Source organism: Tenacibaculum sp. L6 (assembly GCF_028823685.1).
GTDB lineage: Bacteria > Bacteroidota > Bacteroidia > Flavobacteriales > Flavobacteriaceae > Polaribacter.
The window spans coordinates 1-14,449 of record NZ_JAPEHZ010000056.1; the positions used below are offsets into that span (position 1 = coordinate 1).

13 protein-coding genes are annotated in these 14,449 nt (G+C 31.8%); 5 read left to right on the top strand and 8 right to left on the bottom strand.

Annotation, left to right across the window (positions count from 1 at the left end):
• Positions 1-127: 127 nt before the first annotated feature.
• Positions 128-697: a hypothetical protein gene (locus OU788_RS09785; RefSeq protein WP_274635008.1), complete on the top strand. Its 570-nt coding sequence runs from the start codon at positions 128-130 to the stop codon at positions 695-697.
• A gap of 92 nt (positions 698-789) precedes the next feature.
• Here OU788_RS09785 and OU788_RS09790 read toward each other — a convergent pair whose 3' ends face one another.
• Together OU788_RS09790 and OU788_RS09795 are read right to left on the bottom strand one after the other, a co-directional pair.
• Entirely contained in the window at positions 790-1,974 is a 1,185-nt protein-coding gene (locus OU788_RS09790) for an aspartate aminotransferase family protein (RefSeq protein ID WP_274635009.1), read from the bottom strand.
• 5 nt (positions 1,975-1,979) lie between these two features.
• Positions 1,980-3,623: an OstA-like protein gene (locus OU788_RS09795; protein ID WP_274635010.1), complete on the bottom strand. Its 1,644-nt coding sequence runs from the start codon at positions 3,621-3,623 to the stop codon at positions 1,980-1,982.
• A 139-nt stretch (positions 3,624-3,762) separates the two neighbouring features.
• Between OU788_RS09795 and OU788_RS09800 the strand changes: the two genes are divergently transcribed.
• Positions 3,763-5,196: a pyridoxal phosphate-dependent decarboxylase family protein gene (locus tag OU788_RS09800; protein ID WP_274635011.1), complete on the top strand. Its 1,434-nt coding sequence runs from the start codon at positions 3,763-3,765 to the stop codon at positions 5,194-5,196.
• 28 nt (positions 5,197-5,224) lie between these two features.
• Here the strand turns inward: OU788_RS09800 and OU788_RS09805 are convergent, their stop codons facing one another.
• The 5 genes from OU788_RS09805 to OU788_RS09825 all read right to left on the bottom strand — a co-directional run bounded on the left by OU788_RS09805 (position 5,225) and on the right by OU788_RS09825 (position 11,300).
• Positions 5,225-5,758 carry a DUF1572 family protein gene (locus tag OU788_RS09805; protein WP_274635012.1) on the bottom strand — a complete coding sequence of 178 codons (534 nt, stop codon included), beginning with the start codon at positions 5,756-5,758 and terminating at the stop codon, positions 5,225-5,227.
• Between the two features lie 35 nt (positions 5,759-5,793).
• Positions 5,794-7,065 (bottom strand): adenylosuccinate synthase, encoded by a 1,272-nt coding sequence (locus OU788_RS09810; protein ID WP_274635013.1) that lies wholly within the window; start codon positions 7,063-7,065, stop codon positions 5,794-5,796.
• A 25-nt stretch (positions 7,066-7,090) separates the two neighbouring features.
• A complete protein-coding gene (locus tag OU788_RS09815) occupies positions 7,091-7,540 on the bottom strand; it encodes a Fur family transcriptional regulator (protein WP_028892056.1) in 450 nt (149 codons plus the stop codon).
• 162 nt (positions 7,541-7,702) lie between these two features.
• Entirely contained in the window at positions 7,703-9,919 is a 2,217-nt protein-coding gene (locus OU788_RS09820; RefSeq protein ID WP_274635014.1) for a RelA/SpoT family protein, read from the bottom strand.
• A 484-nt stretch (positions 9,920-10,403) separates the two neighbouring features.
• A complete protein-coding gene (locus tag OU788_RS09825; RefSeq protein ID WP_274635015.1) occupies positions 10,404-11,300 on the bottom strand; it encodes a sterol desaturase family protein in 897 nt (298 codons plus the stop codon).
• Positions 11,301-11,423: 123 nt separating this feature from the next.
• Between OU788_RS09825 and rpsF the strand changes: the two genes are divergently transcribed.
• From rpsF to rplI, 3 genes are read left to right on the top strand one after another with little or no spacing between them, the layout of a single operon-like run.
• Positions 11,424-11,765: a 30S ribosomal protein S6 gene (gene rpsF / locus OU788_RS09830; RefSeq protein ID WP_274635016.1), complete on the top strand. Its 342-nt coding sequence runs from the start codon at positions 11,424-11,426 to the stop codon at positions 11,763-11,765.
• Between the two features lie 3 nt (positions 11,766-11,768).
• Positions 11,769-12,065 carry a 30S ribosomal protein S18 gene (rpsR, locus tag OU788_RS09835; RefSeq protein WP_028892048.1) on the top strand — a complete coding sequence of 99 codons (297 nt, stop codon included), beginning with the start codon at positions 11,769-11,771 and terminating at the stop codon, positions 12,063-12,065.
• 15 nt (positions 12,066-12,080) lie between these two features.
• Positions 12,081-12,527 (top strand): 50S ribosomal protein L9, encoded by a 447-nt coding sequence (gene rplI / locus OU788_RS09840; RefSeq protein ID WP_274635017.1) that lies wholly within the window; start codon positions 12,081-12,083, stop codon positions 12,525-12,527.
• A 483-nt stretch (positions 12,528-13,010) separates the two neighbouring features.
• Here the strand turns inward: rplI and lysA are convergent, their stop codons facing one another.
• Positions 13,011-14,216, bottom strand: coding sequence for a diaminopimelate decarboxylase (gene lysA, locus OU788_RS09845; RefSeq protein ID WP_120186677.1), 1,206 nt, complete (start codon positions 14,214-14,216; stop codon positions 13,011-13,013).
• Positions 14,217-14,449: the final 233 nt, after the last annotated feature.

Sequence of the window (14,449 nt, forward strand, 5' to 3'; positions counted from 1 at the left end):
AAATTTGATGATTTCCAATATAAAAAGATAAATAGCAAAATTTAAAAATCTGACTTGTGCTTAACCGAAAAACAGTAATTTAAAACCCGTAACTGACGGTTATACGATACGTTAGCTGTAATTAAAGATGAAAATTGAAACAATCTTCAAAGATTTAAAGGAAGACCTTCAATCGATAAACGAGAGGTCAAACGAAAGACTGCTAAAAGAGGAACAAGTTAGGTCGAGTATTTACTGTTCTTTGAGAAATCAAGGATATATTGTTGCTGCCGAGAGGAATTTTGATAAAAACTCTGAAATCGAATGTGATTTAGTTTTCTGGAACGATTCTAACAAAGAATCTTGGATGGAAATTAAAACTGCGAGATACTCTAATCTTAAAGGAGATGTAAGACGATTAGATAAAAATGGAAAAGATACTTGGAATAATAATCAAAGAGGACAATTTCAAAGCTGGATAAAAGATATTGAGAAACTAAAAAAAATAGAAAACAAGGAGTTCCCAAAATATTTTGTGCTGGTCGAACAATGTAATGAAGAGTCTCTTTTTGACAAATTGTTAAATAAAAACTTATATGACATTAGGAATTATTTTGAGAATATCAACTATAATAAAATAGTGTTTGACCTAAAATGGAACAAAGCTCCAGTTGACAAATGCATTGTACGGATATTTGACTTAAAAAACTACAGCTAACAAAGTATCTTATGAAAAGTACTAGTCCAGTTTTTTAAAGTTAGTATTTCTCTCTGTAATTGTCTATTTTATAGAGGTGAATCGTTGATAAATTATAACTTATCCAACTCACTTACAATAAGATCACACCCTTTTTTTAGTTCTTCATCAGAAATAGTTAGTGGAGGCGTAATACGAATTGCTCTTCCTTCAAAAAGTAACCAGAATAAAATCAAGCCTTTGTCTAAACAGTTTAAAATTACTTGTGAGGCAGCTTCAGGAGTATCTACTAATAAAGCAAGCATTAATCCTTTACCTCTAATTTCTTTAACCGCAGGATGATTTTTAAAGGCATCGCGAATAATCTTTTCTTTTCGTAAGGCTTCTTTCATTAAGTTAGAAGAGGTGATTTCTTGTACGGTAGCTAAACCAGCACTTGCAATTATAGGATGTCCGCCAAACGTAGTAATATGTCCTAATTTTGGGTGTTCTTTTAAACAATCCATCACTTCAAAAGAAGCAATAAAAGCGCCGATTGGCATCCCACCACCTAAACCTTTACCCGTAATGATGATATCTGGAGTAACGTTGTAATTTTCAAACCCCCAAAAGGTTCCTGTACGTCCAACTCCAGACTGGATTTCATCTAAAATTAACAAGGCACCAACCTCCTCACAGCGTTGTTTTTGTTTTACTTTTGTTAAGTAGTTGTTTTGTGGCTCGATAAATCCAGCACCTCCTTGAATGGTTTCTAATATAACACCTGCTGTATTGGTAGTGATTTTTTCTAAATCTACTTCGTTGTTATATTCAATAAACTTAGTTCCTGGAATTAACGGACGAAATGCACGGTTTTGTTGCTCTGCTCCGCAAACACTCATAGCACCTTGCGTATTTCCGTGGTAGGCGTTTTTAGCGGCAATAATTTCACTTCTACCAGTAAAACGTTTGGCTAATTTTAAAGCACCTTCAGTAGCTTCTGTACCAGAATTTACCAAATAAACAGATGAAAGGTTAGGAGGTAAGGACGCTGCTAAGGCTTTGCACAATTCTACTTGTGGTTTTTGAATGAATTCTCCATACACCATTACGTGTGTATATTGCGCTAACTGATTTTTTATAGCCTCGTTTACCTTTGGATGATTATGCCCTAAACTATTGGCAGAAACTCCCGCAACGAAGTCTAACATAGCTTTTCCGTTGCTATCATAAATATAACTACCGTTAGCATGTGAAATTTCAATAGCTAAAGGATGTGGGGTAGTTTGTCCTTGGTGTTTTAAAAAATCGTCTTTCACAGGAATTATTTTAATTCTTTAAGATTTGGTTTTTTTCGCTCTTTGCTCTCTTTTTTAGAAGATTCCTTTAAAAAGTTTTCTTTTGCTTCTTTTACAACGTCTAATTCCTTTTTTTCTCTTGTTGGAGCAGTGTTAGTGGTGTCTTTTACAAAAATGTCTTCAACACTTAAGGGTTGCTCATCACCACGCCATATAAATCCTTTAAATTTATGTTCTTCCGAAGGAAATTCAGAAGGAGGATAGGTGGTTCCTTCCGATTTTTTAAAGTATTTAGTTTGTGCAATTTGTCCGTCTTCTAAAATAAACTCAATATCACTCGCTATTTCTTTGGTAATGGTTTCAAGTTTATGCGTTTCATCATTATTATTGAAGTATAACGATTCAGCATTACCAATAACCATCATCGTGCGTAGCTCATCATTTTCAAACTTACCATAAATATTTCGCCCTTTTATTTGGTTGAAATTTTCTTTATGAATTGAATCTTGTTGAATCATAAACGCATTTTGAAGTACTTTTAAGGAATCTAACTTATTGGTTTCTTTATTGGTTAATAATTGAATACTGTCTCCTGTAATTTGACTGTTTTTTGACCATAAAATAGGTCTTTTAAACATTCTTGTTAGCCCTGTTTCTTGGCTGGTGTGAATAGAATCGCACTTTCCTTGTAGGTCCGATTTGAATATTTTTACATTGTTAAAAATACGTGCAATTCGTTTTTCAGGTTTTCCAGTAAGTAAAATTTTATCACCAGCAACGTGCATTGAATCTTTTTCAAAAACAGAAATAGCAACGGCTCTATCAATAATGAATAAAGAATCTTTCTGCTCGTATAACTCTGCATAATTTCCTTTAGCAACCATTTTCTGAACAGTATCAATCACTTTGATGTTGTTAGTAGCAGAAGCAAAGCCTTTTCGTTTATCATAGTATAAACTGTCGGCAGAAACAGTACGTTCTTTTAAGAATAACTTGGCATTTTTTACGAAGTAAGAAATGTCGGTATTGGTGTCGTAAAAACCTCTTTCAGAATATACTTTGGTACTGTCTTTTAAATTGGTAATGGTACTAGGCCCATATAAATAGGCTAACTGTGTGTTGGTATAATAATCTAAATGATCAGATTCTAAATGATTTTCAGGGTTTACAACCGTTACTTTAGATTGTGCTGTGAATTTTTTATCTCTTAAAAGATAGGTTCCTTTTACACTTTTTAGCGTGTTTTTGGTGTCTTTAATCGTTCCGCCACTAGGATAATATAATATTTGATTGATTCTATCGAAATGAAGCGTATCAGTTTTTAGCGTCATTTCTTTATCGTTAATTTCTACATTTCCCCAAGATTTCGCTTTTTTCGTATTTCCGTCATAGGTAGCAAAATCACTGTATTGAATAATCGTGTCTCCTTGTTCAATTACTACTTCACCAATGGCTTTAAATAAGTTTTTGTCTTTATATAATAAGGCTCTTTGACAATCTAGCGTAGCACCTTCGTGAGACATTTTTACCTTACCAATTAGCAAGGTTGCCCCAGGGTACTTGCTTTCATCAGCGGTACTTAGTTCAGTAGAAAGGATTTTGATTTTTTTTGTTTGAGAAAAACTTACAACAGAGAATAATATAAAAGCTAGTAGAAATAGTTTTTTCAAAATAATACGATTTAATGCACAAAAATAATGAAAAGAACATGCCAAAAATCTTAATAAAGAAATAAAATTATCAAGATAAATAAAAGGCTGTCTTTTAGTAAATGGTTAATTTTGTAGCAAATTAAAAAAACATAAAGATATGAGCGCTCATTTTGATTTATCAAAAGAAGAGATGAAATCTTACGGATATAAAATAGTTGATATAATTGCTGAACATTGGGATACTTTAGACAAGCAAAAACCTGTTGCAAGTGCTACCAGAAAAGAAATGGATAGCATTTTCTTACAAGAAGCACCTGCAGAAGGTATGCCTGCTGAAAAAGTGTTAGACTTTGTGATGGATAACGTAATGCCTAATAGTACTGTTGTTTCGCACCCTAAAGCTTTTTCATTTGTACCTGGTCCTAGTAACTTTATTAGTACGATGGCTGATAGTTTAGCTACAGGATTCAATATTTTTTCTGGTGGATGGATGGTTTCTCCAGCGGCAGCTGAGTTAGAAATTGTAACGATGAACTGGTTACTTAAAATGTACAATTTCCCTGTTGAAAAAGGAGGTGGGATTTTTACTAGTGGTGGTTCGATGGCAAACTTAACCGCTCTGGCTACAGCAAGACGTTTAAAGTGTGGAGATGACTTTTCAAAGGCAGTTATTTATTTGTCAGACCAAGCACACTCTTCAAACATTAAAGCGATTCGCGTTTTAGGATTTAAGAAAGAACAAATTCGAGTTTTACCTACAGATATCGAATTCAGAATTAGTATCAACAAGTTAAAGAATGCGATAGCAAAAGACAGATTAGAAGGCTTACAACCATTTTGTTATATAGCTTCAGCAGGTACAACAAATACAGGTACTGTAGATCCTTTAAATGATATTGCAGACATTTGTGAAGAAGAAAACCTTTGGTTTCATATTGATGGAGCTTATGGTGGAGCAGCAATTTTATCTGAAAAAGGAGCTAAAGCTTTACGAGGTATAGAACGAGCAGATTCGTTGACGGTAGATCCACATAAATGGTTTTATCAACCTTATGAAATAGGTTGCTTATTAGTAAAAGATTCTTCTTGGTTAAGTAATACGTTTAGTGAAAAACCTGAGTATTTACGTGATATTGAAGGAAATGAATCTGAAATTAACTTTTATGACTACGGAATTCAGTTAACAAGACGTTTTAGAGCATTGAAATTCTATATGTCTATCAAAACTTACGGATTGAATGTTTTTAAAGAAGCAGTAAGTTATAATATTCAATTAGCAGATGATGTAGAAAAGATGTTACGTAAAAGTAGAAACTGGGAAATTATTTCTCCAGCTACCTTGGCGGTTATTAATTTTAGATACAACCCTATCGGATTAAACTTATCAGAAAAAGAATTAGATGAGTTAAATCAGAAAATATCTCAAAGAATTATGGATTCTAGAGAAGCATTATTAGTAACTACAATACTTAACAAGCAAGTAGTATTAAGAATGTGTTTAATTAATCCTAAAACCACGATGGAAGATATTAAAGAAACACTTTTATTGTGTAATAAATTTGGAGAGGAAATTTTAAATAGCAAGAAATAAAAAAAGGGAAGTTGATTAACTTCCCTTTTTAATTTGAGTTTTTTTCAAATTGAGCTTGTATAAACTCTTTTGACTTTCCTTTGGCAATAGAAGCTGTTTGCCATTTATCATTTAAAATCATTTTACCTACATAAGCAATTTGACCAATATGATAAGGAAAATGAGCTATTTGCCTCATAATACTTTCAATTAATTTAACTTGTTTGTTTCTGATTACTATTGGGTGATTAAAATTCTTTTCATTTAAAGAGTTTAAGGCAGAGAACAAGCAATTCCATCCTTTTTCCCAGTGATCTATTAGTTCTTCTTTAGTTAAGTTTTGTGGCTGAAACTCAGCATCTCTATCTCTCCAATCTTTTTCTCCATCAGAGGTGAAAAAATCAGTCCAACGAGATAGCATATTTTCTGACATATGAATAATGATAGAAGCTATACTGTTGCTTTCTTCATTATACTTCCAGTGTAAATCTTTTTCTTCAAGTTGAGCAATCGTTTTATCAGCAACTTCTTTGTACGATTTAAATTGTGCTGTAATATTGTCTAAATATTCTTGTATCATCATAAAAAAAAAGGAGCTCTTTAGAACTCCTTTTGAATTTATCTGTTAATTGTCTGTTTTCTATCAGGACCAACTGAAACGATCTTTACAGGCACACCTGTTTCCTTTTCAATAAAAGAGATATACTCTAATAAGTTTTGAGGTAACTCATCAGCAGAAGACATTTTTGTTAAATCATCTTCCCAACCTTTAAACTCTGTATAGTTAACCGTTACGTTTTCTGGCTCGATGTTATATGGGAAATGAGAAATTTCTTCACCTTTATAGTTGTATGAAGTACAAACTTTTAAAGTGTCAAAACCAGATAATACATCACCTTTCATCATCATTAATTGGGTAACACCGTTAACATCAACAGCATATTTTAAGGCAACTAAATCTAACCACCCACAACGACGAGGACGACCTGTAGTAGCTCCAAACTCATGACCAACTTTCGCCATAGTAGCTCCGTCTTCGTCAAATAATTCAGTTGGGAAAGGTCCAGAACCTACACGAGTAGTGTATGCTTTAAAAATACCGAAAACTTCACCAATTCTGTTAGGAGCAACTCCTAAACCAGTACAAGCACCAGCTGCGGTAGTGTTTGAAGAAGTTACGAATGGATACGTACCAAAATCAATATCTAATAAAGATCCTTGGGCTCCTTCTGCTAAGATAGTTTTACCTTCTTTTATAGCCTTGTTTAAAAACTCTTCAGAATCGATGAATTGTAATGTTTTTAATTTATCAATACCTCTAGAAAATTCAGCTTCTAACTCATCTAAATCGTAATCGATTTGTACATCAAAGTATGCTAACATACTTAAATGCTTTTCAGTTAAAGCTCTGTATTTTTCTTTCCAGTTGTCTAATTCTAAATCACCAACACGCATTCCGTTTCTACCAGTTTTGTCCATGTAAGTTGGTCCAATTCCTTTTAATGTAGAACCGATTTTTGCTTTTCCTTTTGAAGTTTCAGAAGCAGCGTCTAATAATCGGTGCGTTGGTAAGATTAAATGAGCTTTACGAGAAATTAATAATTTAGATGTATAATCGATATTGTGCGTATCTAAATTTTCTAATTCTCTTTGAAAGATAACAGGATCGATAACTACTCCGTTACCAACCACGTTTAAAGCTGTTTTATGAAAAATTCCTGAAGGAATTGTGTGTAATACGTGCTTGTTTCCGTCAAAAATTAAAGTATGACCTGCGTTAGGACCTCCTTGAAAACGAGCAATAATATCGTAGTTTTTTGTTAATACGTCTACAATTTTACCTTTTCCTTCGTCTCCCCATTGTAAACCAAGTAATAAATCTACTGCCATTTAGTGTGTTGTTAAGTGTATGTTTTTATTTGTTGTTTCTTTTTGTTCCGTAGAAATAAAGTGAGTGATTGTGAATATCAATATCAAAAACATCTTCAATTGTTTTTTTGATGATTTGAATTCGTGGGTCGCAAAATTCTTTTACTTCACCAGTATCTGTAAGAATTACATGATCGTGATTTTTGTCGAAGTAACTTTTTTCATATCGCGCCATTGATTGTCCATCAAACTGATGTTTACGAACCAATCCACAATCTAATAACAAATCCATCGTATTGTATAGCGTAGCTCTACTTACACGATAGTTTTTGTTTTTCATTTTAATATACAAAGATTCGATATCAAAATGCTCGTCAGCATCGTAAATCTCTTGTAAAATAGCATAACGTTCTGGTGTTTTACGATGCTTGTTTTCTTCTAAAAAAGAAGTAAACACTTTTTTTACAATTTCTTGATTTTCTGCTGAATTACTCATTTATTTTAAAATTTTACTCACTAGGTGAGATATACGATTCAAATATTTGTACTTATTAAAATGTATCTTTAATAAAAATCACATACGCTTATTTGCGATTTGAATTAAAGGGCAAATTTACGTTTATTTCTTGATAAAAAAACAACGATATTAAAATGATGTTTACAAAGTATTAACACGTTCAACTTTTTGTACACCTTCTACTTTTTTCATGCTACCTATTAACTTCTCTAATTGGTTTTTATTTTTTACACTTAACGATAGTTTTCCATCAAAAACACCATTATCTCCAGAGATGTTAATACTATGGATAAAAACATCCATACTGTTAGAAATTATCTTGGTAATATTATTTACAATCCCTTTGTTATCGATACCGGAAAGGTGTAAAATAGCCGTAAATTCTTGCTTAGTAGAGTCAATCCATTTTGCAGGCATGATTCTGTAGGCGTAATTTGACTGTAATGAAATGGCATTTGGGCAATCATTTTTATGAACTTTAATTCCTTCATTAATAGTAACAAAACCAAAAACTTTATCACCTGGAATAGGAGAACAGCATTTTGCTAGTGTGTAATCTAACGTTTGTTCTTCTTTACCAAAAACTAAAGCATCGTATTTATTAGTAACTTCTTCTTTTTCTAAAATTTCTTTAGAAGGATTTCTACGGAAGGTATTTTTGATAAAGCCCATAAAGCTACTGCTTCTTTGAGCAACAAACTGTTTAAGTTGTGTATTGTCTATAGCGCCATTACCTATACGATAAAATAAATCGAAGCTGGTTTTTAAACCGAAATAACTAGCAAGTTCATGTACTACCTTTTCGTTATAATTAATTTTTAAATGACGTAGTTTACGTTGTAAAATAGCTTTTCCTTCTTCAGCTATTTTCTTTTCTTCTGCTTTTAAGGCAGATTTAATTTTAGCACGTGCTCTGGCAGTTAACACAAAATCTAACCAACGCACATTCGGTTTGTTGTTAGCAGCAGTAAGAACTTCTACCTGATCACCACTTTTTAATTCATGACTTAAAGGCACTAATTTACCATTCACCTTTGCACCACGACATTTTAACCCTACATCGGTATGTACAGAAAAGGCAAAATCTAGCGCAGAAGCTCCTTTAGGAAGTGATTTTAGTTCTCCCTTAGGAGTGAAAACATAAATTTCTTTAGCATAGAGATTAAGTTTAAAATCTTCAACAAAATCTACAGCATCTAAACTTTGGTTTTCTAAACTTTCTTTTAAACGGTTTAGCCAACCATCTAAACCATTTTCTTGAACATTTCCTTGTTTGTATTTAAAATGGGCAGCATATCCTTTTTCTGCAATTTCATCCATTCTATTTGAACGGATTTGTACTTCAACCCATTTTGCTAGTGGACCAATTACGGTAATGTGTAAAGCTTCGTATCCTGTAGATTTAGGCTGAGAAATCCAATCGCGTAAACGAGCAGGGTTTGGTTTGAAAAAGTCTGTTACAATCGAGTATATTTTCCAAGCATCGAATTTTTCATCACCCGAAGTAGGTTCATAAATAATTCGAATAGCAAATTTGTCGTAAACCTCGTCAAAAGTTACGTTTTGCTTACGCATTTTTCTACGAATAGAGAAAATTGATTTAAAACGTCCTTTTATATCGTAATTAAACCCTTCTTTATCTAAGGCTTCTTTTAAAATACCAGTAAAGCTATCAATATACTTTTGTTGATCTTCTTTGCTTTCTTTGATTTTAGTTAAAATATCTTGATACACATCTGGCTCAGTATATTTTAAACCTAAATCTTCCAACTCAGTTTTAATGTTGTATAAACCTAAACGGTGGGCAAGAGGCGCATAAATGTACAAGGTTTCAGATGCTATTTTTACCTGCTTATGAGGAGGCATCGAATCCATGGTTTGCATGTTGTGCAATCTATCCGCAATTTTGATCAAAATTACCCGAACATCATCATGTAATGTGAGTAACATTTTTCTGAAATTTTCAGCTTGTATGGAGTAATCTTGCTCTTGTTTTAAATTCGATATTTTAGTTAAACCACTAACAATACGGGCAATGTTTTCTCCAAACAAACGCTCCATATCATCAATCGTATAATGTGTATCTTCAACAACATCGTGTAGTAAGGCTGCAGCAATAGAAGTAGCTCCCAAACCTATTTCGTCAGCAACAATTTTGGCAACGGCAATAGGGTGGTATATATAGGGCTCTCCTGTTTTTCTTCGCTGTTTAGAATGTGCTTCTACAGCAATATCAAAAGCTTTACGAATCAGTTTTTTATCGTCTTCTGATAATGTTTGATACGTACCTTTTAATAATTTTTTATACCTACTAGCTATCTCTTTGTTCTCTTCTTCTATCGTTACATTATAACTCATACATTAAAAGCTCTTATTGGGTTTTTATGATCTAAAATAAAAGTAGTACAAAGAATTATATTGAGCAAGTTTTGAGAGTAAATGTTTACGGTTAGTTTTTTGCTTTTATAAACGATAATAACTACTAGAAGCAGAAATAATAATTATAGAGAAAGAACTAAAAATAATGTACTAAACTAGGTGTTGTTATTGTTTGTTTTTTTAAAATTATTGATTTTTAAACGGAAACAATTTAATAAGAGGTTTTTCTAATTCAGTAGTTGTTGAAGTAGAAGTAAGCTGGTAAAACACTTAACTATATATTAAAATAATCTTAAAATTAGTAACATCTAGGTTTTTTCCTGTAAGAATATTTATAGATAAGGTATAAATTTGCGGTATAATTCAGAGGAGCTGACTTTACAGTATAAGTCCCCCTGAAATATCATTTAAAGATGATATTCGAACCTCCAGCATTTAAAAAAAGCTGGAGGTTTTTTTCTTTTTAAGTTTTATTTTCTTGTTTGTTCTCCCATTCCCTGCGTAAATCTGTAGAAAGTTTTCCTGTTCCGTCATGTTTCCATCCAGGAGGTTTTATAAAATATAAAAGCCTTTTTCCAATAGAAGTTTTACTTTTATATACATCGGTAAACATGTTGTACCATTCAATAAAAGCAACCTTTATAGGGTTATAGGTGTTAATATTTGTTACCAAACCATATACAGGTTTTTCAACTTCTGGTTCAAAAGTACCGAAGAGTTTATCCCAAATAATAAAAATTCCAGCGTGATTTCTGTCTAAATACTGTGGATTGGTAGCATGATGTACTCGGTGATGACTAGGCGTATTAAAAACAGCTTCAAACCATTTAGGCATTTTGTCAATCAATTCAGTATGAATCCAGTACTGATAAAGTAAACTAATACTCATTTGAGTTAGTATCATTAGAGGATGAAAACCAATAATGGCTAACGGAGCCCAAAATATAAAGGTATAAAAGCTTCCAGACCATGTTTGACGTAAGGCAGTACTTAAATTGTATTTAGTTGAAGAATGATGTACTACGTGACTTGCCCAAAATAAACGGCTTTCATGTGCAATTCTGTGATTCCAATAATAAGCAAAATCTTCAGCAAATAATAAGATAATCCACGACCACCAAGCAAATGGAATGGTAAATAAACGATATTGATATAAAAACAGAAATACACCTAAAATAATTCCTTTAGTAAGCAATCCTACAAAAACATTACCCAATCCCATAGTAATTGAAGTAGCAGCATCTTTAAATTCATAATCTTCTAATTTCACTTTAACGGTTAAAATAACTTCAATAATTACTGTTAAAATAAAGAAAGGAATAGCGTAATGAATTAGGTTAGGGATTTCAGGAATTTGCATAAATAAGTTCGTTTAGTTACAAACATACACAAAATCATGAAATTATTTAAAGTTAAGAGTTTGTTTATGCAGTAAAAAGCAGTATATTTGCAGGCTTAAAAATAAATTTTAAATAATTTAATTATGAATCATTACGAAACTGTTTTCATTTTGAATCCCGTTTTATCTGAAACTCAGATAAAGGAAGCAGTAAAGAAGTTTGAGGACTACTTACTTTCTAAAGGTGCAGAAATGATTTCTAAAGAAGATTGGGGCTTAAAGAAGTTAGCTTATCCAATCGAGAAGAAAAAAAGTGGATTTTACCACTTATTTGAGTACAAAGTAACAGGTGAAGCAATCGCTCCGTTTGAATTAGAGTTTAGACGTGACGATAGCGTTATGCGTTATTTAACTGTAAAGTTAGACAAACATGCTGCAGCTTGGGCTGAAAAGAGAAGAGAACGTGTTAAATCTGCAAAAAAGTAAGAAATGGCATCTATAGAACAACAAGCAAAAGGAAATAAGCAAGGGGAAGTACGTTACTTAACTCCGCTTGATATTGAAACTAAGAAAGAAGCTAAATACTGTCGTTTCAAGAAAAACGGTATTAAGTACATCGATTACAAAGATGCAGACTTCTTAATGTATTTAGTAAACGAGCAAGGTAAAATTTTACCAAGACGTTTAACAGGAACATCATTAAAATATCAACGTAAAGTGGCTCAAGCTATCAAAAGAGCTCGTCACTTAGCTTTAATGCCATACGTTGGAGATATGTTAAAATAATAAAGAAGTAGAAACATGGAATTGATATTAAAACAAGACGTAGAAAACTTAGGTTTTAAAGACGATATCGTAACTGTTAAGAATGGTTACGGACGTAACTACCTAATACCTCAAGGATATGCAATTTTAGCTACTTCTTCAGCTAAAAAAGTATTAGCAGAAAACTTAAAGCAACGTGCTTATAAAGAAGCTAAATTAATTGAAGATGCTAACAAGTTAGCTGAAACTATTAAAGGTTACGAATTAAAGATTGCTTCTAAAGTAGGTTCAGGTGATAAATTATTTGGTTCAGTTAACAACATTGATGTTGCAGAAGCTTTAGTAAAAGCTGGTACTGAAATCGATAAGAAATTCATCAAAGTTACTGGAGGTAACGTAAAAAGATTAGGAAAATACAACGCTGCTGTACGTTTACACAGAACTGTTGTAGCTGACATCGTATTTGAAGTAGTTGCTGAATAGTAACTAAATAAATACTTGTTAATAAAGTATAAATCCGCTCAGTTGAGCGGATTTTTTTATTTCTTAAATTATAGAGATATTAGATTTTCAGATGTTGCCCCTACTAGTTATGTACCTGATTATTAACAAGCTTCAATATATTTATTTACACCTAACTCAAACAAAACGTTTGGTTATGGTTCAAGTTTATTATCTCGATGGCAAATGCAGTTAGGATTACGATATATTTTCTAAATTAAAACTTTAATATACCTTAATTTAAATACAAAATGGCTTTCAAAATTAAAGGCTGTTTGTTATTTAGGGTGTTATTCTTATAGAAAAGGGGATTTTCCTATGAAAATTATAAAATATTTCAATGATATTTGTAATGTAAATAAAGATAGGGGACTTTAATTACAACGTTTTAAAATATAGTCTTTGAGGGGTTGATTATATTTTAAAAAAGCTCTGACCTTTTTGGGTCAGAGCTTTTAATTTTTATTATAATGTGATATTTTCTTGATTTCTAAGAATATCTTCTATAGTTTCTCTTTTTCTAATTAAGTAATCTTTTCCTTTATAAATCATAACTTCAGCAGGTTTGTATCTAGAGTTATAGTTAGATGCCATAGAAAAGCAATAAGCTCCTGCATTATGGAAACATAAAATATCTCCTTCAGAAATTTCATTAATTCTTCTATTAGAACCAAAAGTGTCTGTTTCACAGATATATCCTACTACACTATAAAAACGTTCTCTTCCTTTCGGATTAGAGATGTTTTCAATTTGATGGTATGAGTTATAAAACATTGGACGAATTAAATGATTTAAACCACTATCAATACCAGCAAATACAGTAGACGTAGTTTGTTTAATCACATTTACTTTCGCTAAGAAATAACCAGCTTCACTAACTAAAAACTTTCCAGGTTCAAACATTAGGGTAACATCTTTACCATAATCTTTACAAAATTGATTAAATCTAGTAGATAGTTTTTCTCCTAACTCTTCGATATTAGTAGAGATATCATCTTTTTTGTAAGGAACTTTAAATCCACTACCGAAATCTACAAAGTCGATGTCTTCGAATTGCTTAGCTACGTCAAATAAAATCTCAGAAGCACGTAAAAAAGTATCAATATCTAAAATATCAGAACCCGTATGCATATGAATTCCATTAATATGCATTCCTGTATTTTCAACTACTCTTTTTATATGAGGTACTTGGTGAATTGAAATTCCAAATTTAGAATCAATATGTCCAACAGATATTTTACTATTTCCACCTGCCATAACATGTGGATTGATACGAATACATACAGGTATTGTTGGATGCTTTTGTCCGAATAATTCTAAAATAGATAAATTATCAATGTTAATTTGAACACCTAACTTAGCAACATCTTCTATTTCTTGAAGAGAAACACCGTTAGGAGTGTAGATAATTTCATGAGGTTCAAATCCAGCTAATAAACCTAATTTAACTTCTTGAATAGAAACTGTATCTAAACCGCTATTAAGCTTATTAAACACCTTTAATATATTAATGTTTGATAACGCTTTTACTGCATAATTAATTTTTACATTTTTCACTTTTGAAAATGCAGAGGTAATCTTCTTGTATTGAGAAATGATTTTTTCAGTGTCGTAAACATACAAAGGAGACTGATACTTATCTGTCAACTTTAAAAGGTCTCGTCTATTCATTTGATAATTATTTGCCGCAAAAATAGATAGGAGGTACTAGGCAAAAAATTAAATAAAAGAAATATACAAATTTGTGTTTTTTTGTGAAATAAGGGGTTTTTAAGATAGGTAAAAGGGAATTTTCCTGTTTCTAGGCTTTTTAAAAAGGTACATATTTGCGGTGAAATAAAATTAAGGGGATTTATTTCAAACAAAATGATATTTTTTAAAGGGGTAAAAATATCATAAAAAAA